This window comes from Mycolicibacterium sp. XJ662, from assembly GCF_053484035.1.
In genome coordinates this window covers 750,354-772,443 of record NZ_JBEFTL010000001.1, presented here as the reverse complement: position 1 = coordinate 772,443, position 22,090 = coordinate 750,354, and the positions used below count along the sequence as shown (strand labels likewise).

General features: G+C 66.7%; 22 protein-coding genes. 16 read left to right on the top strand and 6 right to left on the bottom strand.

The features are described 5' to 3' along the window. Window position 1: 1 nt before the first annotated feature. The 9 genes from ABQE93_RS03530 to ABQE93_RS03490 are packed head-to-tail and all read left to right on the top strand — an operon-like array spanning window position 2 to window position 8,078. Complete coding sequence (locus tag ABQE93_RS03530; protein ID WP_448405880.1) at window positions 2–1,009, top strand: hypothetical protein; 1,008 nt, start codon at window positions 2–4, stop codon at window positions 1,007–1,009. Further along, entirely contained in the window at window positions 1,006–1,452 is a 447-nt protein-coding gene (locus ABQE93_RS03525; RefSeq protein ID WP_448405879.1) for a Zn-ribbon domain-containing OB-fold protein, read from the top strand. The genes ABQE93_RS03530 and ABQE93_RS03525 overlap by 4 nt, the downstream gene beginning before the upstream one ends. Beyond that, window positions 1,449–2,633: a thiolase family protein gene (locus tag ABQE93_RS03520; protein ID WP_448405878.1), complete on the top strand. Its 1,185-nt coding sequence runs from the start codon at window positions 1,449–1,451 to the stop codon at window positions 2,631–2,633. The genes ABQE93_RS03525 and ABQE93_RS03520 overlap by 4 nt, the downstream gene beginning before the upstream one ends. Next, entirely contained in the window at window positions 2,630–3,268 is a 639-nt protein-coding gene (locus ABQE93_RS03515; RefSeq protein ID WP_448412317.1) for a histidine phosphatase family protein, read from the top strand. The genes ABQE93_RS03520 and ABQE93_RS03515 overlap by 4 nt, the downstream gene beginning before the upstream one ends. Next, entirely contained in the window at window positions 3,252–4,166 is a 915-nt protein-coding gene (locus ABQE93_RS03510) for a 3-keto-5-aminohexanoate cleavage protein (RefSeq protein ID WP_448405875.1), read from the top strand. Before ABQE93_RS03515 ends, ABQE93_RS03510 begins: the two co-directional genes overlap by 17 nt. Next, window positions 4,163–4,366 carry a ferredoxin gene (locus ABQE93_RS03505; RefSeq protein ID WP_448405874.1) on the top strand — a complete coding sequence of 68 codons (204 nt, stop codon included), beginning with the start codon at window positions 4,163–4,165 and terminating at the stop codon, window positions 4,364–4,366. The genes ABQE93_RS03510 and ABQE93_RS03505 overlap by 4 nt, the downstream gene beginning before the upstream one ends. Then, entirely contained in the window at window positions 4,359–5,543 is a 1,185-nt protein-coding gene (locus ABQE93_RS03500) for a cytochrome P450 (protein ID WP_448405873.1), read from the top strand. Before ABQE93_RS03505 ends, ABQE93_RS03500 begins: the two co-directional genes overlap by 8 nt. Beyond that, a complete protein-coding gene (locus ABQE93_RS03495; RefSeq protein ID WP_448405872.1) occupies window positions 5,540–7,012 on the top strand; it encodes an aldehyde dehydrogenase family protein in 1,473 nt (490 codons plus the stop codon). The genes ABQE93_RS03500 and ABQE93_RS03495 overlap by 4 nt, the downstream gene beginning before the upstream one ends. 22 nt (window positions 7,013–7,034) lie before the next feature. Next, complete coding sequence (locus ABQE93_RS03490; RefSeq protein ID WP_448405871.1) at window positions 7,035–8,078, top strand: hypothetical protein; 1,044 nt, start codon at window positions 7,035–7,037, stop codon at window positions 8,076–8,078. 9 nt (window positions 8,079–8,087) lie between these two features. Here ABQE93_RS03490 and ABQE93_RS03485 read toward each other — a convergent pair whose 3' ends face one another. Continuing rightward, on the bottom strand, window positions 8,088–8,768 hold the full coding sequence (locus ABQE93_RS03485) for a TetR/AcrR family transcriptional regulator (RefSeq protein WP_448405870.1): 681 nt from the start codon (window positions 8,766–8,768) through the stop codon (window positions 8,088–8,090). Window positions 8,769–8,953: 185 nt separating this feature from the next. On the opposite strand from ABQE93_RS03485, the gene ABQE93_RS03480 reads away from it, so the two are divergent. Both ABQE93_RS03480 and ABQE93_RS03475 read left to right on the top strand, forming a co-directional pair. Further along, window positions 8,954–9,961, top strand: a complete 1,008-nt coding sequence (locus ABQE93_RS03480; RefSeq protein ID WP_448405869.1) for a hypothetical protein — start codon at window positions 8,954–8,956, stop codon at window positions 9,959–9,961. Between the two features lie 15 nt (window positions 9,962–9,976). Then, on the top strand, window positions 9,977–12,673 hold the full coding sequence (locus tag ABQE93_RS03475) for a PEP-utilizing enzyme (RefSeq protein ID WP_448405868.1): 2,697 nt from the start codon (window positions 9,977–9,979) through the stop codon (window positions 12,671–12,673). Here the strand turns inward: ABQE93_RS03475 and ABQE93_RS03470 are convergent. From ABQE93_RS03470 to ABQE93_RS03455, 4 genes are read right to left on the bottom strand one after another with little or no spacing between them, the layout of a single operon-like run. Then, the gene (locus ABQE93_RS03470) at window positions 12,599–13,390 is read right to left on the bottom strand and encodes a tyrosine-protein phosphatase (protein WP_448405867.1); all 792 of its coding nucleotides are present in this window, start codon (window positions 13,388–13,390) and stop codon (window positions 12,599–12,601) included. The two genes, ABQE93_RS03475 and ABQE93_RS03470, sit on opposite strands and share 75 nt — an antisense overlap. Beyond that, window positions 13,390–14,646 (bottom strand): acyl-CoA dehydrogenase family protein, encoded by a 1,257-nt coding sequence (locus tag ABQE93_RS03465; RefSeq protein WP_448405866.1) that lies wholly within the window; start codon window positions 14,644–14,646, stop codon window positions 13,390–13,392. The genes ABQE93_RS03470 and ABQE93_RS03465 overlap by 1 nt, the downstream gene beginning before the upstream one ends. Window positions 14,647–14,668: 22 nt before the next feature. Continuing rightward, entirely contained in the window at window positions 14,669–14,926 is a 258-nt protein-coding gene (locus ABQE93_RS03460; protein WP_448405865.1) for a hypothetical protein, read from the bottom strand. A 23-nt stretch (window positions 14,927–14,949) separates the two neighbouring features. Beyond that, window positions 14,950–16,458 carry an APC family permease gene (locus tag ABQE93_RS03455; protein ID WP_448405864.1) on the bottom strand — a complete coding sequence of 503 codons (1,509 nt, stop codon included), beginning with the start codon at window positions 16,456–16,458 and terminating at the stop codon, window positions 14,950–14,952. 304 nt (window positions 16,459–16,762) lie between these two features. On the opposite strand from ABQE93_RS03455, the gene ABQE93_RS03450 reads away from it, so the two are divergent. The 4 genes from ABQE93_RS03450 to ahpD all read left to right on the top strand — a co-directional run bounded on the left by ABQE93_RS03450 (window position 16,763) and on the right by ahpD (window position 21,228). Continuing rightward, window positions 16,763–18,376, top strand: coding sequence for an alpha/beta hydrolase (locus ABQE93_RS03450; protein WP_448405863.1), 1,614 nt, complete (start codon window positions 16,763–16,765; stop codon window positions 18,374–18,376). A 20-nt stretch (window positions 18,377–18,396) separates the two neighbouring features. Further along, on the top strand, window positions 18,397–19,923 hold the full coding sequence (locus ABQE93_RS03445) for a serine hydrolase domain-containing protein (protein WP_448406511.1): 1,527 nt from the start codon (window positions 18,397–18,399) through the stop codon (window positions 19,921–19,923). Window positions 19,924–20,104: 181 nt separating this feature from the next. Further along, window positions 20,105–20,692, top strand: a complete 588-nt coding sequence (locus ABQE93_RS03440) for a peroxiredoxin (protein ID WP_448405862.1) — start codon at window positions 20,105–20,107, stop codon at window positions 20,690–20,692. Between the two features lie 2 nt (window positions 20,693–20,694). Continuing rightward, the gene (ahpD, locus tag ABQE93_RS03435; protein ID WP_448405861.1) at window positions 20,695–21,228 is read left to right on the top strand and encodes an alkyl hydroperoxide reductase AhpD; all 534 of its coding nucleotides are present in this window, start codon (window positions 20,695–20,697) and stop codon (window positions 21,226–21,228) included. Window positions 21,229–21,288: 60 nt separating this feature from the next. Here the strand turns inward: ahpD and ABQE93_RS03430 are convergent, their stop codons facing one another. Beyond that, entirely contained in the window at window positions 21,289–21,525 is a 237-nt protein-coding gene (locus ABQE93_RS03430) for a hypothetical protein (RefSeq protein ID WP_448405859.1), read from the bottom strand. Window positions 21,526–21,735: 210 nt separating this feature from the next. Between ABQE93_RS03430 and ABQE93_RS03425 the strand changes: the two genes are divergently transcribed. After that, window positions 21,736–22,074, top strand: a complete 339-nt coding sequence (locus tag ABQE93_RS03425) for an SDR family NAD(P)-dependent oxidoreductase (RefSeq protein ID WP_448405858.1) — start codon at window positions 21,736–21,738, stop codon at window positions 22,072–22,074. The last annotated feature ends 16 nt before the right edge of the window (window positions 22,075–22,090 follow it).

Below are 22,090 nucleotides of genomic sequence, written 5' to 3'. Positions count from 1 at the left end.
TATGACGGGTAAAGGCGACTACGGACACCGGACGGTGGTAGGCACATACGAGCCCACCGCAACCGACAGCGATCCGACGCGAACGTACTTCGGTCTTTCGCTGTCATGCACATGGTTCTACCTCAATTTCCGGGATGTGGACGGCAAGCTGCACTTCGCCTACCGCACCACTCTTGGCCTTGAGGGGTCGCTGCACTTCACCTGCAACGAGTCTCGCGACGGTGCGCTGCGCAAGGTGGCCATGCCGGCGGGGCACGAGTTCTTCCGCGGTCCGGTGGCCACCACCGTCGCCGACGGTACCTACCGCGTGACGAGCAAGCCCGCGGAAGCGGGGTACGCAACCGGCCAGCCCTTCGAATTGGCGCGCACCGACTCCGAACTGCGCTACCACGAAGGTGAGCAGCTTCAGTTCAGCGGTCGCCGCATCGGCCCCGGCATGCAGGTATACGTACCCAGTGGTCCGACGCCGTTGCTCTACACCTCGTTGCAGCACCGGGTGTCCGGTACTGGGTTCGGGAAGCCTGCGGAGGGCTTCCTGTGGGTGGACCAGTGCTATCTGCCGCCCGGTGTCACGTGGCGCTACAGTGACTTCTTCAAGGGCGTGGAGTTGGCGTGGACGCCGTTCGGCACCGAGTACTCGGACGGCTCCATCGAAATGGGGCATATCTGCTACGGCGCCGACGGTTTCAACTTCGCGATGGTCGCCACAGGCGACGATCAGATACTGCACTGCACATCCGATGTCGTTGCGCGCGACATCAAATACCGGTCGGATACGTTCCCCGAGCACATGTACTACGAAGTCGACGGTGTGGACTGGGAGTGGTCGGCCGTCGATGACGGCGCCCTGCCGGACCAGGCGTCAGGCCACGACTTTTACCGCTCGTCGGAGGGCTATCTGCGACGCGCAGGGGAGACCCGCACACCGGTCGTGCACCACTCGTACAACGAGTTCTTTCCGCCCGCCATCAAGGCCTGGGAATCGACGGGACGGATCATGGGCCGGTGACAGTCGACAACCGTGCCGCAGCGATGCGGGCCGGGCCGCTGCAGCGTCCCGCGCCCACTCCCGACGAGATGGAGTTCTGGCGGTCGGGGGCTGACGGTCGGTTGCGCGTGCAGCGCTGCGACGACTGCCGGCGCTGGCAGCATCCACCAAACCCCGTTTGCCACCACTGCCTTTGCCGAGACCTCACCTTTGAACCAGTAAGCGGCAATGGCACGGTGTACTCCGTCACGATCAACCACCAGCCCTGGTTAGCGCATCTGAGCGAGCCCTACGCGGTGATCGTCGTCGAACTCGACGAGCAACCCGGGTTACGTTTCCTCAGCCGGGTCGTGGGCACCGTCACCGCCGATGTCGTGATCGGGTTGCGGGTGCGTGTCGTCTTCGAACCATTGGGCGATGACCTGTTCGCCCCGCTGTTCACCGCATTGGGGAGCGACCCATGACCGGTCGTCCCGAACAGCAGGCGGTGATCCGGGGATTCGGGTCCTCCCGGGTGGGCCGGCGGCTACCCGTCAGTGAGATGGCCTTGACGGTCGACGCGTGTCTGGCCGCGCTGGCCGACGCCGGCGTCGATCGGGTCGAAATTGATGGCCTCGCAACGTTTCCCGGCGGTGGGTTCGACACCCCGGGTCTCGCTGGGCCGGGCGCTGACGATGTGCACGCTGCGCTGGGTCTCCGAACGAACTGGAAATACGGTGGGCCAGAAGGAGGACAGCTCGGCGGGTTCTTCTCGGCGATTCTGGCTGTGGCCACGGGGCTGGCCCGGCATGTGCTGGTGTACCGCACCGTCGCTGAGGCCTCCGCACAGGGGGCGGCCGGCCGCGCCGCGGCCCTTTCGGCTGGTGCTGATGTCGCGGTCTCAGGCTTTCGGCGCTGGCTCGCACCGTTCGACGCGCACTCGCCCGCCAACTGGATCGCGCTATTCGCAAACCGACATATGCACGAATTCGGCACCACCCGTGAACACTTGGGTGCGATCGTAGTCAACAATCGCCACAATGCCGGCCGCAATCCCGGCGCGGTGTATCGCACACCGCTCACGTTGGACGACTATTTCGCCGCCAGGATGATCACCACGCCGTTCGGGTTGTACGACTGTGACGTCCCCTGTGACGGATCGGTGGCCTTCGTGGTGTCGCACGCGGACACCGCCGACGACGGGCCGCATCCCGCGATCGGCATCGAGTCGTTCGGGTGGGCGATGCGACACCGCCCGCTGTGGGATCAGTGGGATGACATGACGGAGATGGCGGCCTGGGACGCGGCCGCGCACCTATGGGAACGCAGTGACCTCACGCCGGACAACGTCGACCAGGTTCAGCTCTACGATGGGTTCTCGTTTCTGCCGCTGGTCTGGCTGGAGGCATTACGGTTCTGCGACAAGGGCGAGTCGGGCCCGTTCCTGGGGGCCGGTGAGCGGATCGCACTCGACGGGCCCATGCCGCTCAACACCGGCGGCGGCCAATTGTCGGCCGGCCGACTGCATGGCAGCGGACTGTTATACGAGGCGTGTGTTCAACTGGCCGGCCGCGGCGGGGATCGTCAGGCAGGACAGCCGAACACGATCGCCGTCGGCGTCGGGGGCGGACCGACAGCAGGCGCGGTCCTGTTGGTGCGCCGATGAGCGTCCTCGTGGAAGTGGCGTTGATTCGCCACGGATTACCCAACCGAATTGAGGGCGTGCACAAGCCGGATCCCGGTCTTACCGGCGACGGGTTCGAGCAGGCGCGAGCAGTCGCCGATGCGTTGGCGTTGTTACCGGTTCACACAATTGCCAGCAGTGGGCTGCAGCGTGCTCTTCAGACGGCGGGGCCCACCGCCGAAAGGCTCGGCCTCACCGTAAATGTCGAAGACGACCTCGCCGAATTCGATATGGGCGAGGATTACTACATCCCGATAGAGGACATGATCGTCGAGAACGATCCACGGTTGGACCGCTGGCGGGAGGCGGTGGTGGATCCAAGCATGGCGGATGTTTTCGCGGAATTCCGACAGCGAGTAACGGTGGCGGTGGACCGGGTTGCCGACGCAACCCGCACCGGTATGGCCGCGGTGTTCTGTCACGGTGGTGTGATCGCGGCCTGTATCGAAAAGGCCCTCGGAGGTATGCGTCTGCCGACGGCCGAAACCGAGTATGGATCGATCAGCCGAGTCACGATCTCAGCCAACGGTGAATGGAAACTTCGTTCATTGAACGAAATTCATCATCTCGAGCGGTATAGAGCACAGCGAGAGGAACGCAATGAGCTTTCGCGATGACCGCAAAGTGTACCTCGAGGTCGGCGTCAACGAGGTAGTAAGCAAGGACGACAATCCGAACGTGCCCTACGGTGCCGAGGAGAGTGCCCACGACGTCGTCGAGTGTATTAAGCACGGAGCAACGGTGGTGCATTTTCATGCCCGCTACGATGACGGCACCCAGGCCTGGGTCGACGACGAGGTCTCCCGCACCGTGCTGTCGACCGCCGCACGTGCGGTCGACCCGCTGGCCTATCCCAGCTACCACGGCAGCCTCGAACACATCTGGGCCCTGACGAAGCGGCCACCCGTCGGCACAAAGCTTCTGCTGACCCCCTTCGACCCCGTCCAGCACATCAAGCGGGTGCTGTGGCTCGAAGAGGAGAACCGGTTCGGCGTAGTCAGTTTCGGACCCGACGATCCCAACAACTCCAACCCGCCGTATCCGCCCGAACTGGACCGCTTCGCCGACCTGGGGCTGGTGCCCAACATCGCCGTGTTCAATGCAGCCGACATGCGGTGGGTCACGCTGGCAGCGCGCATCGGTGTCCTGCGCCAACCGTTGAACATCAAGCTGTTCTTCTCCGACCGGTGGGTGTCCAACAACGACCCGGACCCGGACGTCATCGACTTTCTGCTCTCACGCATCCCCGCCGGCATCGACCATGAGACCGTCGTGGTGCCCTACGCGATGAGCTCGGCGCAGCGCTGCGAAGAGCTGTGGGAACGCGCGCTGGACCGCGGCCTGGGCATCCGCGTCGGCGTCGGGGACTGTCCGTGGGCGTTTCCCACCGCCACCAACGCCGAAATGGTCGACCGCGCCGTCGATCTGATTTCCCGCAAGGGTCTGGAGCCCGCCACGCAAGCCGATCTTCGAAAGCGGGTCGGAGCGCCCGCGGTGACCGGGGCGAGCTCGTGAGGGTCACCGTCGACCCGGAGCGCTGCATGGGCCACGGGCAGTGCTACGCGCACGCCCCCGAGATCTATGAGCCCGATGCAGACGGCTATTGCGTCGTCATCAAACCCGATGTCGACGGAGACGACCTGAGCCAAGCCCGCATAGGCGCGCAGGCCTGTCCCGAATCGGCGATCACCGTCAGTGAGGAACAGTATGTCTGAGCAGAACCCGGGATCCCCAGCGCAATTCGATCCGTTCACCCCGGTGCCCGACCCGTACACCCCGCTGCGCGAGGCGGCCGCCCGCTGCCCGGTCATTCCGGCGCCCGGCGGGGCGGTCGTCATCACCGGCGCCGTCAACGTCGCTGCGGTGTTCAAGGATTCGCAGTCCTTCCGCAACGAACTGCGTCCGCGTGAACCCGGTACCCAACCGAGCCTGGTGCACCTCGATGGTGACGAGCACACCCGCATGCGCAAACTCGTGGTCAAGGCGTTCACCCCGAAGGCCGTCAAAAAGCTCGAGGACCCGACATACGCCATCGCGCACGAGTTGGTCGACCGGTTCATCACCCGCGCCACCGCGGACTTGTGCGCCGAGTTCGCGTTCCTGCTGCCCGCCATGGTGATCGCCGAACTGGTCGGGATACCGCAGGGGGATCGGTCGCAGTTCGTCAAATGGGCCGACGACGCGATCACCGCGGCGGCACCGGGTTCCACCAGCTATGCAGAGTCCGACCCTCAACTGCGTGCGTATGTGCTGGGCATCATCGACGAGCGCAGGCGAACCCCAGGGGAGGACCTGCTCAGCCACCTCATCGAAGTGCACGACGGAGAAGACCGGCTCAGCACGGACGAACTGGTCGCCCTCGTACGCATGCTGATCCTCGCCGGCACGGACACCACCGCCAACCTGATCGGATCGATGCTGCATCAGCTGCTTTCGGTCCCGGCACGCTGGCAGCGGGTGCAAGCCGACCGCACCCTGATCGCCAATGTGGTCGAGGAGACGCTGCGTTTCGACCCGCCGTTGTACTGGGTCCCCCGCCGCGCCGCCGTCGACGTCGACGTAGCCGGGGCGACCATCCCGGCAGGCGCGCTGGTGTGCAACGCGGTCGCGCACGCCAACCGCGATCTCGACGGGCTCGACCGGCCCTACGACTGGGACATCGACCGCCCGGCCGCCCGCAACCGGACCCATCAGACGTTCGGGTTCGGCGAGCACTTCTGCATCGGATCGTCGCTGGCGCGGCTGGAAGCCACCGTTGCGCTGGAGGTGCTGCTGGACCGGTTGCCCGACCTGGCGCTCGCCGCCGAGTACGAGTACCAACCACACGGGCCGTTGATGATGCGCGGGGTGAAAAGCATGCCTGTGACGTTCGCGCCGGGAGCACCGCGGTGACGGCACTGGACACGCTTGGGACGAGGCTGCTCATCGACGGCGAATTGATCGCCGATGTCGAAAAGACATGCGAGGTCGTCGACCCGTCCACCGGCCAGGTGGTGCGCACCGTGCCGCACGGAGACCTGGACCAACTCGACGCGGCGCTGGCGGGCGCGCGACGGGCCTTCGACGACGGACAGTGGTCGGAGCTGCCTGCCGATTACCGCGCCAAGGTTCTTCTTCGGCTGGCCGACCTGATCGACGCCCACAGTGCCGATTTCACCCGCTTCGTGGAAACCGAAGTGGGCACCTGCCGCAGGGTGGCCGGCCCGGGGCAGGTGCGTCGCCCGATGGATCACTACCGGGACCTGGTCTCGCGAGCCAGGTCCGAACTGGGGCGCCCTCTTCCGCAGCTTCCCGGTCCGCCCGCCACCGGTCAGCGGGTCATCCGGGAGCCGTGGGGCGTCGTCGCCGCGATCACCCCGTGGAACGCACCGCACCTGCTCAACCTGTGGAAGGTGGCACCCGCACTGGCCACCGGAAACACCATGGTGCTCAAGCCCGCACCGGAAGCGCCGAGTTGTGCCCTGCTGTTGGGGGAACTCGCCGTGGAGGCCGGTGTTCCACCGGGGGTGCTCAACGTGGTGACCGGCGGTGCGGATACCGGTCAAGCGATGGTTGCCGATCCCCGGGTCGACATGGTGGCGTTCACCGGCTCGTCCGCGGTCGGCCGGGCGATCGCGCAATCGGCGGGCGCGACGCTCAAGCATCTGCTGCTCGAGCTTGGCGGCAAGTCGGCGCTGCTGGCCCTGCCCGACGCCGATGTCGCATCGCTGGTGGCCGCGGTGCTGCGGTTTGTCACCCTCGCCGGTCAAGGCTGCGGGCTGTTGACCCGGGTGCTCGTACCCGACGCCCTGCACGACCGCGTCGTCGACGCACTCGTCGGGGCGCTGCGGCATATTCGGGTCGGACCCGCCCACGATCCGGAAACCTCGATGGGACCGGTCATCTCGGCCTCGGCGCGGGACCGGATCTTGGCGACTGTCTCCGAGGCCGTCGCGGCCGGAGCGCGGATCGCGTGTGGCGGAGGACGCCCGAGCGGGGTTCCCGAGGGCGGATTCTATTTGGAGCCGACGGTTCTGACCGGGGTGACCAACGACATGGCGGTGGCCCGCGAGGAGGTCTTCGGCCCCGTCGTGGTGGTGATCCGCTACAGCGGGGACCCCGACGAAGGCGTCCGGATCGCCAACGACAGCCCGTACGGTCTGGTCGGCGCGGTATGGACGGCCGACACCGCGCTCGGGCTGCGCATTGCGCGCCGGATCCGGGCGGGGCAGGTCCGCGTCAACGCCACCACCTCGGGCGACGAGGCACCGTTCGGCGGCTACAAGCAGTCCGGCGTAGGCCGCGAAGTCGGCCAGGAGGGACTGCTCGAATACACCACCGTCAAGTACGTCGCTTGGCAAATGCCTTCTGCCGAACAATGATTCACCGCCATAGGAGCACAGCATGACAGCAGCACCTCCGGTCGGAGACCTCGACTTCGCTACCTCCGTCAGTTGTTATCAGCCCAACCTCGCCATGCACCTACCCACTGCGCAACCCCTCGGGCTCACTGAGGAGTCGACCTACCTGTACGGGGGGTGGCGCGACGAGTCGGGTGCGCTGCACATCGTCGAACGGAAGTTCTGCGGGCCGATGACGGCCGGGCTGTGGATGATGACCAATCGGTCCGGCAAAGTTCAACTGGCGCCGGAATCATTGCAGACGGTTCGCGGTGAGGTGAAGCGCGAGTACACCGACACCGAACACCTGTTGCACGGTTCGCTTCTCGGCAAGGCCGGCGGCGCGCCCGAGGAAGGGCTGGAGTACCGGCTCACCCCGGGCGCGATGCACTGGCGGGAGGGCACGATCCTGCAGCTCGACGGGGCACTGGTCGGCCCGGGCATTCAGATCGGCTCGCTGGACCACGACGATCCGTTCTTCTACACCAGCGAGCTCTACAAGGTCACCGGGGACGTGCTCGGCGAGCAGGTGCAGGGTTTCGTGTTTCTCGACCACGGCTACTGGCCGCACGGCCGGGACTGGAAGGAATACCGCATCTTCAACGGTACCCAGCTGTCCTGGTCGGCGTTCGCGACCGAGTTCGCCGACGGCCACGTCGAGTGGGGTCAGGTCGCCATCGGCCGGCAGAAGTTCAACTTCGTGGCCGTGGCCGACGAGACCGGCCCGATCGTCATGGATGTGGACACCGCGGGCGGTGTGGACCCGGACCCCGACGACTGGGCGCAACGGATCGGCTACCGCGCCCACGACGGCCGCACCTGGGTGTTCGAACTGGAACCCGGCGGGCAGATGTCTCAGTTCTCGGCGGCCCGCTGGGGCGGCTACCGCGCCCAGGCGGGGCGGATCACGCGGCACGGTGACGACCGCGACGTCAAAGTGGCCTTCTCCTGGGGTGAATCGTTCATGGACCGGTTCCGTGACGAGGGCATCGGATCTGTCGACCAGCTGCTGGCGCGCGCACCGGCCGACGGACACGCTCATGGGTGACGGCCGTGGTTATGGCGCGTCGTCGAGCGCCAGCGCGACGAAGTTGCGCAGGGCCGCGTCGAGGCGGCCTGGGCTCATCGGTGACGCGCCGTCCAGCGCACCGGCATGCTGGCTGTACAGCGCGTGGATGAGCACGCCGCCGCCGATCGACTCGAGAACGGCCACCGGGTCAGCTGTCTCACGAAGGTCCCCCCTGCGGGCCGCTTCGTCGAGGGCGGCGATGTTGACGACGAAGTTGGGGTCCACCACCCGGCTACGGAAGGCGGCGTAGAGCTCGGGAAACTGTTTGGCCTCCAAATGGATTCGCAGGCTCGCGATCCCATCGGCGGAGGTGAAGTACGTGTAGATGTCACGGGCGTAGGTCATGAGCTGATCGCGGATCGGACCATCGCCCGTGACGGTCGGCAGTACGGCGTCGGCCAACGCGTCGATGAGCAGTGCCTCTCGATCAGAAAAGCGCCGGTAGAGCACATCGCGGCTGACCCGGGCGGCCTTGGCGACGCGGTCGAAATGAAATCCCACCCAACCGAATTCGGCGTAGACATTGCGCGCGGCCAACAGCACGCGGGCGTCGATCTCGGGGTCGCGTGGGCGGCCGCCCCCCGGCCTGCGCTTTCGCGGCGCCGACGGCGGGCTGTCGCCGTCGGAGGCGGTGGGGCGCCGCCTGCGGGTACCTGGCGCGTCGGTCACGACCCTCCTCTCGAAACGGTCCGATGGTGCAGCGATCCGGAGAAATACTAGCCCCGCCACTATTGCCAACACAGAATGTCGGTAATAAGGTTACGTGGTCTGCATCGTTACGCACCGCGTGGACCCGCCGTGTTGCAGACGTGAATTTCGTTATGCGACAAGCTGTTGCGCCACGAGGAGCAGACATGGCATCAGACATCGGATCGTTCCGTCATCGGGCGCTGACCGCGTCCTATACCCCCGACATCAGCGTGCACCACCCCTTCAACACCCCGTTCGGGTTGACCGAGCAGGTCGTGTACTTCTACGGAGGCTGGCGCGAAGCCGACGGCACCCTGCACGTCTTCGAGCGCAAGTTCATCGGCCCCATGACGGCGGGGCTGTGGTTGATGAACGCCCGTGGCGGGTCGGTGAGCATCGAACCGGACTCGGCGAAAACGGTTCGCGGCGAGGTCAAACGCGAGTACGGCGACGACCGGGTCCTATTGCACGGCGCGATGATGGAGAAGGTCGGCGACTCGGGCGGCGCGTTCCGGTTCGAGGCCACCCCCGGAGCCTTCGAGTGGCGTGAGGGCGACCTGCTGTCCCTGGACGGCTCCCTGGTGGGACCCGGCGTGCAGATCTACGCGCCCGATCAAGACGAGCCGATCCTCTACATCAGCGAGCTCTACAAGGTCGGGGGCACCGTGCTCGGCGACGGCGTCGAGGGTTTCGTGTTCTGGGACCACGCCTACTGGCCGTCCGGCTACGACTGGAAGGAGTTCCGGGTGTTCAAGGATCTCCAACTGGGCTGGGAGGCCTTCGCCAACGAATACGACGACGGCACCATCGAATGGGGCCACCTGTGCATCGGCCGAGACGGCTTCAACTTCACCGGTGTGAACGACCAGAACGGTCCGCTGGTGATGGACAGCGGCGTCACCGGCGGCATCGACCTCGGCGATGACGACTGGGCGCAGCGCGCACTGTGGAAGGCGTCCTCGGGCGAGGAGTGGACCTTCGAACTCGAAGACGGGGGCAAGCTCTCGGAGTTCACGGCGGCCCGGTGGGGTGGATATCGGGCGCAGGCCGGCCACACCCGGCGCGCGGGTGAGGATCGCGAGGTCAAGCTCGGCTTCAGCTGGCTGGAGACCTTCGGCGACCGGATCAGGGAGAGCAAGATCCCGGCCGTCGACGACGCCGCGAACCGCTGAACGGAAATTCTGCACGTGACATCGGGCGGCGCGGTGCTGGTCACCGGAGGAACCGGGGCATTCGGGGTGGCCACCACCAAGTGGCTCGTCCGCACCGGACACGACGTCGTGCTGTTCGCCCGCCACGAGCCGCGCACCCTCCCCAAGGGCGCGCGGTTCGTGCAGGGTGACATTGGCGACGTGGAATCGGTTCGTCGCGCGATGGACGGCTGCGCCACCGTGGTGCATCTGGCCTGGGCGTTGAGCGGGTCGGTCACCCACGACCAGGCCGAGCCGATCAACCTCGGCGGCACCCGCAACGTACTGACCGCCATGGACCAGACCGGTTGCGCCCGAATGGTGTTCGCATCATCGGTAACCGCGTACGGTGCACACCCCGATCACCCGCACCCGTGGCAGGAGCACGAAGAACTCAACCCGGCCTACGGTCTGGTGTACGAATGGCACAAGGCCCAGGCCGAGCGGATGATCGTCGAATCCGGGGTGCAGGCACTGCGGGTGCGTCCGACGGTGGTGGTGGGCCGCGCCGCCCACAACGCCCCGGCGAACGTGTACCGGCAACCGGCCGTCCCCGGCCTCGGCGGGCGCGCGAAGATCCAGATGGTGCACCAGGACGACGTGGGCCGCTTCTTCGCCCACGCCTGTGACAGCCCGGTGGTGGGCGCGGTGAACCTCGCGGCCGACGACCAACTGAGCTGGCCACAGGTGGCGCGTCTGGCGCGGCGTCCGTGTGCGCCGACACCGCCGCGGCTGCTGGTGCCGACGGTTCGGGCGTTGAGCCGGGCGGTTCCCGCGGCTCGTTCGGCCCCCGAACTGTTCGACCTTTTCCTGCACTGGCCGATTGCCGACACCACACGGTTGAAACAGGACTTCGGTTTCGAGCTCGCCTACACCTCGGCCGAGGCGATCGCAGACCAAGGCAGGCACGCCACCAGCCACCTGGTGCTCGGGATGAAGGAACTTCGCAGGCCGACCAAGCTGGACCGGGCCCGACCGCACCCGGCCGCACAGGCCGGCGTCGACGGCAGCTCACTTCAGGTGCTTTCCGGGGCGGCCTCCGGCGAATTCGACACGCCCCGTGCCGATCCCACCTATCCGGAATGGACCTGCGCCAATCTCGAGGAGGCGTTTCCCGGGCCGATGACCCCGCTGTCACTGGAGCTGACCCGCGACGCGCTGTTCACCGGCGCCGACCAGGTCGCGCTGCTGCTCCCGCTCGACGAGCAGATCCGCGACAACGTGCGGCGCAGGCAGCTCGCGATCTTCGGGCACCGGTTCTATCAGAACGTCAGCGTGCTCAGGGAAATGGCTTCCGGGACACCGGGGCAGACGCCCGAGGACTTCGAGCACCAGATCAACGGTCGACCGTATCCGCCGGACTTCGTGCGGCCGGGACCGACGCTGCGAGATCTGCCCCGCTTCGGGAGGTTCGCCGCGGTGGCGGGTCCACGGCTGGCCGGAATCGGCGCGGCGGCAGCCGCCGTCGAACAGCGCGCCGAAGAGGTGTCACACACCGCCGCAGCCGATCTCACCGATCCCCGGTTACGCGCGCGTATCGAATCACTGTGGGAGGACTGCGTCGAGGGCTGGAAGATCGGGCTGCTCTGCACATTCCTGGTCAGCGTACCCAGTTCCGTGCTCGAGCGGCGTTACGGAACGGCTGCTCTGCAACCGTCTGCCGGCGACCACGAGGTGCTGGCCAGCTCGCGGCTGCTGCGCGGCGTGCGGGAACTGGCCGCGCTCGCGGACCGACGACCCGAGGCCGCCGCCGTGCTTGCCGCCCGTATCGACGAAAACAGTTGGGCCGAACTACAGCGCAGGGACCCTGATTTCGCGCAACGGGTGAGTGCGCTGCTCACCGCTGCGGGTCACCGCGGCCCTGGCGAGACCGAACTGGCCAACTGTGTCTACGCGGACGCACCGCACCTGTTGTTGCGGGCAGTGTCCGGTGCGATCGGGGTGACCGCGGAGCCGCCCGAGAGCCAGCGGCTAGATTTCGTCGGCAGACAGCTCGAAAAGGTGAGCCGGTCGATGATTTCGCGGCGCGAGCGTTGCCGCGACGCGGTGATGCGGCTGACCCATCAGTTGCGGTTGGCGCTGCGTGAATGGGGTGCTCGGCTCGCCAGGTCCGGACGCCTGTCGGAGGTTGGTGACGTCTTCTACCTCAGGCGCGACGAACTGTTCGTCTCCAGCGGCCTGGAGCTGGCGCCGATCGTCGCGCGTCGACGCGCCGAACGTGAGCGTCTGGCGAACATCGAAGTGCCACTGCGGTTCTCCCAGCCCATGACCGCCACCGAGGTGGTCGGCCGCGAGCCGGTCGAGCAGGCGATCGTCGGCGTACCCGCGGTCGCCGGGGTGGTGCGCGGTCGGGTGCGCGTGTTGCGGTCTCCCGACGATGATATGGCGCCCGGCGAAGTTCTGGTGGCCAGGGCGACCGACACCGGCTGGACGCCGTTTTTCGCCAGCGCCGCCGCGGTGGTCACCGACATCGGCGGCATGATGTCCCACGCGGCGATCGTGGCAAGGGAATTCGGTATCCCGGCCGTGGTGGGAACCGAATACGCCTCCCGTGTGCTCGACGACGGAGTGCTGGTGGAGGTAGACGGCGACGCGGGCACCGTCACCGTGCTCGAGCCGTCAGCGCAGAGTGCTGCGCAATCTGTCGACCTGGTCGGTGGTGACACCGATGGCTTCCAGGTAGCTGGACACTGACCCGTACCGCTCGTCGATCGTCTTCAGCGCGGCGTGCAGGTAGACGTCACGAACCCCGAGCACCTCTTCGGCGAGTCGCGCCTCGGCGAACGTCTCGATCTCCCGGGTGTTTTCGTCGCCGCGTTTGCGCAGTGACTCCAGGATGCGCTCGCGCAGCTGCGGCACCGCCTGATTGCTGCGCAGATAGTCGGCCATCACCGCGTCACGGTCCACACCGATGGCCTCCAGCGTCACCGCGACGGTGAACCCGGTGCGGTCCTTGCCGGCAAAGCAGTGCGCGAGCACGGGCCGGCCGTCGGCCAGCAACGAAATCACCCGCCGCACCGCGGATTGCGCCCCGGTCAACGCCGGATATTTCGCGTACTCGTCGGTCATGTAGCGGGCAGCCACGACCGCGACGTCCTCATCCCCGGCGTCCTTGCTCAGGGCCTGTTCGAAGGCCTGCTCGTGGGGCGCCTGCTCGCCGAGTTCACGAAACGGCAACCGGTGAACCGCTACGGCGTCGGGCACCCGACCGGCGCCGAGCCGTTCGACCTCGCGGTCTGAGCGCAGATCAGCCACATCGGAGATACCCAACGCGACCAGCCGACGTCGTCCGTCTTCGGACAGACTGCTCAACTCACTGGACCGGAACAGCCGACCCGGCCGGACCCCGGTGATCGCCGCGACGTCACGAAAGTTCCACGCTCCGCCCAACTCTCCGACCTCGACGGCCACTAGGACGTCACCGCCTGGTTTGATTGGCCGCTCGCCGCCGTCGCGAGGGCGCTCTTCTCACGACCGATTTCGGCGCGGGCGATGGTGCGCATGTGCACCTCGTCGGGGCCGTCGAACAGCCGCATCGCGCGGTGCCAGCCGTACATGCGGGCCAGCGGCACGTCGTCGCTGACGCCCGCCCCGCCGTGCACCTGGATGGCGCGGTCGATGACGTCGCACGCGACCTGCGGTGCGACGGCCTTGATCTGGGCCACCTGCACCTGGGCATCCTTGCTCCTGTTGCCGTGCTGGTCGATGGTCCACGCGGCCTTGTGGCAAAGCAGCCGCGCCTGGTCGATTTCGTTGCGGGACTTGGCGATCGCTTCGCGCACCACGCCCTGTTCAGCGAGCGGTTTGCCGAACGCCACGCGCTTTTGCACGCGGTCGACCATCAGTGTCAGCGCACGCTCGGCCGCACCGAGCGCACGCATGCAGTGATGGATGCGGCCGGGACCGAGCCGGGCCTGGGCGATCGCAAACCCGCTGCCCTCCTCGTGAAGCAGGTTCTCGACAGGCACCCGGACGTTGTCGAACACGATCTCGCAGTGGCCGTGCTGGTCTTGCCAGCCGAACACCGGCAGCGAGCGCTGGATGTCGACGCCGGGGGTATCAGTGGGCACCAGGATCATCGACTGCTGCTGATGGCTGGCCGCGTCCGGGTTGGTGCGGCCCATCACGATCATGATCTTGCAGCGCGGGTCGGCGGCTCCGGTGATCCACCACTTGCGCCCGTTGATGACGTAGTCGTCGCCGTCGCGCAGCATGGTGGTCTCGATGTTGCGGGCGTCGCTGGAGGCCACGGCGGGCTCGGTCATCGCGAACGCGCTGCGGATCTCACCGGCCAGCAGGGGTTCGAGCCATTGTTTGCGCTGCTGTTCGGTGGCGAACAGGTGCAGGGTTTCCATGTTGCCGGTGTCGGGCGCGGCGCAGTTCACCGCCTCGGGAGCGATCTCGAGGCTCCAGCCCGTCACCTCGGCCAGCGGCGCGTATTCGAGGTTGGTCAGCCCGGACTCGGCGGGCAGGAACAGGTTCCACAGGCCGTGCTCCTTGGCCACCTTCTTGAGGTCCTCGACGACCGGCGGGACGGTGTGGTCCTTGGGACCGGCCTCTTCGCGATAGCGGTGGTAAGCGTCCTCGGCGGGAAAGACGTGTTCGGTCATGAAAGCGGTCAGGCGCTCGTGGTAGTCCTGCACCTTGGCCGACATCGCGAAGTCCATACCGCCACGATATGACACCTCGTTAAACCGGCTTGTGCGGCGTCGGGCTTTGTTCGGACTCCCATTTCGACTCGAGCGAGCGGGTGACACGGGCGTCGGCGGCGTATTCGACCTCGAACGTCGTGCCGTGGTCGGTCTGGTAGGTCACGACGACGGCGTCGTCGCGCGCGTCCTTGTGCACGACCTGGTGCGGTGCCGGGTCGGCGTCGCCGCGGGCGACCAGCACGACGTCTCCGGGTGCGACGTCGGCGATACGGTCGTTCTCTGAGATGTTGGCCATCTTCTCGACGTTAGCGCTTCAGCTCACGTGGCATCTGACACGTGCACCTCGGTGCCGGCGTGCAGGGTGCGGCCGGCGAAGAAGTTCTTTGTCCCGAACGCGAAGCACAGCAGCATCAGCGGGATGCCCAGCGCCAGCATCCCGACGCCGAGCACGAATACGCCTCCGAGCGGCCCGAACGCGGTGAAGCCGTAGTCCGGATCGATCATGTCGATGGCGCTTTCGAGGAAGGCCCACGTCATCACCAGCGCACCCAGCAACGGGAAGATCCCCCGCAGGAAGAGGTTTCGCACCGAGTCGAACAGCGTGCGGCGGAAGTACCAGACGCAGGCGAACGCGGTCAGGCCGTAGTAGAAGGCGACGGCCAGGCCCAGCGAGGAAATCGAGTCGGCCAGCGCGTTCTCACTGATGAAGCTCAGCATCACGTAGAACCCGAGCGCGGTGCCACCCATGACCAGGGTCGCGAAGGTCGGCGTCAGGTAGCGGTCGTGGATGACGGAAAAGCGCTTGGGAATCGCCTCGTAGACCGACATCGCCAACGCGCAGCGTGCGGTGGGCAGGATCGTCGTCTGGGTGGAGGCCAGTGCCGACACCGATACGGTCAACAACAGCAGCGATGCGGCAAGGGTGCCGCCGACCGGCCCGCCGAGCACGTTGAGCGCGTGACCGTAGTTGTCCGGATTGTTGAGCCCGATGCCGTCCGTCCCGAGGCCGGCGAACGACTGCACCGCGTACGCCACCAGCACGTACGTCGCGACAAGGATCAAGGTGGTGATCACCGCGGCACGGCCGGGCGTCTTGTCGGCGTCGGTGGTCTCCTCGCTGACCGCCAGGCAGGCATCCCAGCCCCAGTAGATGAAGATGCACAGGATCACCGCCGCGGCGATCGCATGCGAGTCGAGCCCGCTGGGCCACAACCAGCTCAGCTCGGGCATCATCGCCTGCGGGCCCGCGGTGTCGGTGAAGACGCGCACCAGGGCGATGACGCTGACGGTGACCAACACACCGAGCTGGATCGCCAGCAGCACGTTCTGCAGGCGTTCGGAGAGCACGATGCCCCGCGCGCCCACCAGCGTCATCGCGACGATGAACACCGCGCCCAGAAACGTTGTGGCCAAAAACGATTGGGCGAGCCGTTCCAGACCGAGAAACCGGAACAGGTAGATCGCCGCGATCTCCGCCACGTTGGCGAGCACGATGATCGCCGCGACCGCCAAACCCCAGCCCGCGATCCAACCCACCCATGAACCGAAAGCCTTTGTGCTCCAGGTAAACGTCGTGCCGCAGTCGGGGGTGTCGCGGGCAAGCTCGCGGTAGGCGAATGCCGTCAGCAGCATGGGGATGAAGGCCAACGCGAACATCGCCGGCGCCTTCTCGCCGACGGTGGCCACCACCAGCCCGAGGGTGGCGGCCAGGCTGTACGCCGGTGCGACCGCCGAGAGTCCGATGACGATGTTGCCCACCAACCCGAGCGCGCCCGCCTGCAGACCCTTGTCGCTGCGATCCTGTGTGCGGACTTCGGTTACGTCCATGCGGTCAGCGTTTCGTTGCGAGCCGAGACGTGAAAACCATGGGCAGAAAGTAGCGGACCGAGACCCGCGGGTTGGGTGTTTTCGCCGCACCGCACCAAGGCTGGGAACTCGCGGTGACCGCCAGCAAACGCAGAAGCGCCGTGCGGAAGGCGTTGGGCAGGCGGTGTTTCAGGTAGGCACGGTTTCAGGTAGGCACGCCAAGACGATTGATTGAAAGTGCAAGTATTGTCGACCGATTGGGGGATAAATCGGTTGAGATGCTGTGCAGAATGGGCGGATTGGCTAGCGACTGCACACTGCGTATGTGACTATCCCTGGCGTGGCGCTCACCTCGACCCATCCGGGACATAGACGATCCGACGGTGATTCGCGTCGCCGGCACCGGTTCAAGACGGCGTCCGCGCTCCTGGTGCTGATGGTGTGCGCGGGTTGCGGCGATTCGAGTGAACCGCCTGCCGGCGCGCCGTCGCCGACCACTCAGACCACCGTCGAACATCCGCCTGCCCAGTTCATCGCGGGTCCATGTCCAACCACCCCGCAACCGGTGCCTGAGTTGGCAAGGGCCCGTTGCGGAGACCTGGTGGTACCCGAGAACCGCACCAAATCCGGTGGCCGGATGCTGCACCTGCCGGTGGCGGTCATCCCGGCGGAGAACCCGCAACCGGTGCCCGATCCGATCGTGCTCCTCACCGGCGGACCGGGCAACGACGCGATCGCCGACCCCCCGATTCCCGCCGGCGTCGGCAGCAACCGCGACCTGATTCTGATGTCGCAACGCGGCACCTATTCCGCCACGCCGGCCCTGACATGTCCGGAAGTCGACGAGTTCTACGCCCGCCGAGTCGGTTTGGTGTATGACGCCGAATCGACCCGCGATGACTATGTCCAGGCGGTGAGGCAGTGCCACGACCGGTTGGCGCCGGACGCCGACCTTGCCGCGTTCAACTCCACCGAAAGCGCCTACGATCTCGTCGATTTGCGCACGGCGTTGGACATCTCGACCTGGAACGTGTACTCGCACTCCTACGGCACCGACCTGGCCCTGATCTACATGCGCCACGACCCCGATGCGATCCGCTCGGTCACGCTCGACGGTGTCACGCCGCCGTCGGTGGCCGGCCTGGGGTGGACATGGAGCAGCGCCAAGGAAGCCTTCGACAACATGACCGCCGCGTGCGAGGCGCAACCGGAGTGCCATGCGCGTTATCCCGATCTGGCGGCCACCTTCATCGACCAGGTCAACCGCCTCGAGGCGCAGCCCGTCACCATCGTCGTCGACGTGCCCGATGTCGGACCGGTCGACGTCAACCTCGACGGCGGCGCGCTGCTGGCGTGGTTCGTCCCGCTCGCCACCCACTTTCCCGCCGAATTCCCCGCGCAGATCGACGAACTGGCGCGAGGCAACGCACAGCCCATCGCTCAGCGCTACGCCGAGGTGTGGACCAACCCCGAACGGGTCGGCACCTTCGGATGGGGCCTGGCGCTGAGCGTGTGGTGCAGCGAGTGGGTTCCGTTCGAGACCGTCGAGGACCAACTCGACAAGGCGCAGCAGGCCTTTCCCGAGTTTCCGGAATCGGTTCGGGCGCAGGCACCGCAGCTGCCGTTCCTGCGCGACGCCTGCACCGCGTGGAGCGTGCCGAAAGCTCCCGACGCGATCCGTGACATCACCACGGCCGACATCCCGACCCTTGCCCTTTCGGGCAGCTACGACGGACAGACCGGTGCCCAGTGGGGACAGTATGTGGCGCAGCATCTTCCGAGCTCCCACGAGGTGACGATCCCCGGCGTCGCGCACGGTGTGTACACGAACGACTGCGGGGCCGCCGTGATCGCGTCGTTCGTCGACGACCCGCAGCAGCCCGACACCACCTGCGTCCGCTCGGTGCAGCCACCCCCGTACGACATCTCCCCGTCGTGACCGAATCATTTGTGAACCCCATGCCCGCGGTGTCGCGTCGCGTTGTACTGGGTGGCGCGCTGGCGGGTGCGGCGGCGACGGCGCTGGCGGCGTGTTCGTCGAACTCCTCCTCCGGTCCGGCGCCGGCCACCACGACGACCGGTACGGGCGACGGGTTCGCCGAACTCGACGCCAAGATCGAAGCGGGTATGAAGGCCTATGCGATACCCGGCGTCGCGGTCGGCCTGCTGACCGGTGGCCGCGAGTACATCAAGGGCTACGGCGTCACGAACGTCGATCACCCCGTGGCCGTCGACGGTGACACCGTGTTCCGGATCGGCTCGACGACAAAGACATTCACCGGCACGACCGTGATGCGGTTGGTCGATCAGGGCCGGATCGACCTCGACGCGCCGGTGCGGCGCTACCTGCCCGACTTCGCGGTCGCCGACGCGGGCGCCAGCGCCGCGGTCACCGTGCGTCAACTGCTCAACCACACGTCGGGCTGGCTCGGTGACGATCTGCAGGACTTCGGGCGCGGCGACGACGCGCTCGCCCGCTACGTCGCGTCGATGACCCGGCTGCCGCAGCTGACGCCGCCCGGCGAGGTATTCGCCTACAACAACGCCGGCTTGGTCGTGGCGGGCCGCATCATCGAGGTGGTCACCGGGTCGACCTATGAGGATGCGGTGCAGAACCTGCTGCTCGAGCCGCTGGAGCTGGGCCATACCCGGTACTTCTCCGATCAGATCGTCGGGTTCAACGTCGCGGCATCGCACAATGTGGTCGACGGCAAGCCCGTCGTGGACACCGGGTTCTGGGGATTTCCGCGCAGCTGCAACCCCACCGGGGCGTTGATCTCCACCGTGCGCGACCAATTGCGCTACGCGCGCTTTCACCTCGGCGACGGCACAACTCCCGACGGCACCCGGCTGCTGAGCCAGGACGCCTTGACGGCGATGCGCTCCGAGCCGGGCGCGGGCGGCACCCTGCAGGTCGAACTCCTCGGCATGGGGGTGACCTGGATGCTGCGCCCGTCCGCCGAGGGCGTGACGATCGTGCAGCACGGGGGCACCTGGCAGGGTCAACGATCCGGGTTCTTCCTGGTGCCGGAGCGCAACTTCGCGATGACCGTGCTCACCAACTCCGAGGGCGGAGCAGCGCTGACCACCGAGTTGTTCGCCGACGACTGGGCGCTGCGACGCTTCGCCGGGGTCAGCAACCTTCCCGCGACGACCCAGAGCCTCACCGCGGCCGAGCTGGCGCCGTATGAGGGGCGGTACGTGGCCGAGCAAGTCGTCGAAACCGGCGACCTGGAAGGGGTGGCCATCGAGTTCCGGGGACGCGACGGCCGCCTGCACGGCACCATGGCCGACCTCGCCGACGTCAGCACGAACCCCGGCGAGGACACCGCAGCACAGCTCGGTTTGGCCTTCTACCGACCGGACTACGGGCTCGACCTCGGCCCCGACGGCGAACCCGTCGGCACCCGCTCGAACTTCGTCCGCGACCCGGACGGAGACGTGGTGTGGTTCCGCGGCCACGGCCGGCTGTACCGGCGCCAGTGACGACCGCTGCGGCGGACCTCGCGGATTTCCGCGCCGAAATCGGCTGAAACCGAACCTATTTCACCGGAGCAGTGTGGCCACAATCACGTTCGTAGCCCTTGTGTTTAGCCGGTAAAAGGAACACAATCGTATACGTAATCTGGACTGACTCCAAAATAGACCAAGGATGGTGTGCAAACACATGGCATTGCTGACGATCGGCGACCAGTTCCCCCGCTACGACATGGCGGCGGTTATCGGCGGTGATCTCTCGGAGGTCGATGCCAAGAAGCCCGACGACTACTTCACCCGCGTGACCAGTGATGATCACGAAGGCAAGTGGCGGATCATCTTCTTCTGGCCGAAGGACTTCACCTTCGTGTGTCCGACGGAGATCGCGGCGTTCGGCAAGCTCAACGAGGATTTCGAGGACCGCGACGCGAAGGTGATCGGCGTTTCGGTCGACAACGAGTTCGTGCACTTCCAGTGGCGCGCCCAGCACGAGGACCTCAAGACGCTGCCGTTCCCGATGGCCTCTGACCTCAAGCGTGAGCTGTCGCTGGCCACCGGCGTACTCAACGCCGACGGTGTCGCGGACCGGGCGACCTTCATCGTCGACCCCAACAACGAGGTCCAGTTCGTGTCGGTGACCGCCGGCTCGGTGGGTCGCAACGTCGACGAGGTGCTGCGGGTGCTCGACGCGCTGCAGTCCGACGAACTGTGCGCCTGCAACTGGAAGAAGGGCGATCCGACGATCAAGCCCGAAGAGCTTCTCGCCGAGGCGGTGTAACCGTGAGCATCGACAACATCAAGGAAGCGCTTCCCGACTACGCCAAGGACCTCAAGCTCAACCTCGGCAGCATCGTCAAGACGACGGAGCTGAACGAGCAGCAGCTGTGGGGTGCGCTGGTGGCGACCGCCGCGGCGACCAAGTCCGAGCGGCTGATGCGGGAGATCGCCGAGGACGCGCTGGGCATCCTCAGCGAGGAGGCCTACAACGCCGCCCTCGGCGCGGCCGCCATCATGGGGATGAACAACGTGTTCTACCGCTCTAAGGGCCAGCTCGACGGCGCCTACGACGACCTGCGGGCCGGGCTGCGGATGAACATCATCGGCAACCCCGGTGTCGCCAAGGACGACTTCGAGCTGTGGTCGCTGGCCGTATCGGCTATCAACGGCTGTGGGCGTTGCCTTGCCGCGCATGAGAAGACGCTGCGCGACGCCGACGTGTCGCGGACGACGATCTTCGAGGCGATCCGGCTGGCATCGATCGTCTCCGGCGTCGCGCAGGCGCTGCAGACGGCCGACGTGCTGACCGCCGTCTAGCCCGAAACCAAAAAGCGGGGCACCCTCAGGGGTGCCCCGCTTTTCGTCGTTTCGGAGCGATCATTCGAGCCCTTCGACCTTGAGCCAGTGCTCGCCGCGCTTGCCGTAATGCGACCACACCGGCGGCGCCTTGACGGTGGGCGTCGCGACCATGCTCGGCTGCGGGGCCTGGTCCTGCGAGTAGGTGCCGGCGTTGGCCATCCCGGCCATGCCGAGGGCGGCACCGCCCAGGATGCCCGCCGCGAGGGTGGGCACGGCGATGTAGCGGGCGAAGCGGCGGTTGATGTTGGTGGTCATCTCGGGTGCTCCTGTCGGTAATTCTCATCCGATGCCGGGTCTGGCGGCGATGACTCAACAGTGCCGGTTTTCACCCGCTGTGTATGTCGGGCGAACGGGCCGTGTACCGGATGAACCGTTGTCCCCCGATCGGTGGAACTGCCGAATCCACCCGGCGAAGCTCCCATCGGTGGATACGGGAAGCCCTCGTCGCTGGCTAGCTTTTCGGCCATGATCACAAACGGCTCAACGGCTTTCGTTGGTATCGAAACCCCGATGCCCACCGGTGAAGACCACGTCGCCCTGGTGCTGAACGCCGGGACCGAAAGTGGCTACCGGATTGCACGCGACCTACTGTGCAGCGGCTACCGCGTCGCGGTCACCGACCGCCACGCGCCCCGCCTCACCCGCATCCTCGCCGGCGTGAGCGCGAAACGGGTGGTCGCCATCGCCGCGGAACCTTCGGATACGCGCCAGGTGTTCAAGCTCGTCGAAAGAGTCCAGGCCGTCTTCGGTCGGCGTATCGAGCTGGTCATCCGGGCCGAGGACGACGACGAGGCGATCCAATGAATTGACCGGGCCCGCA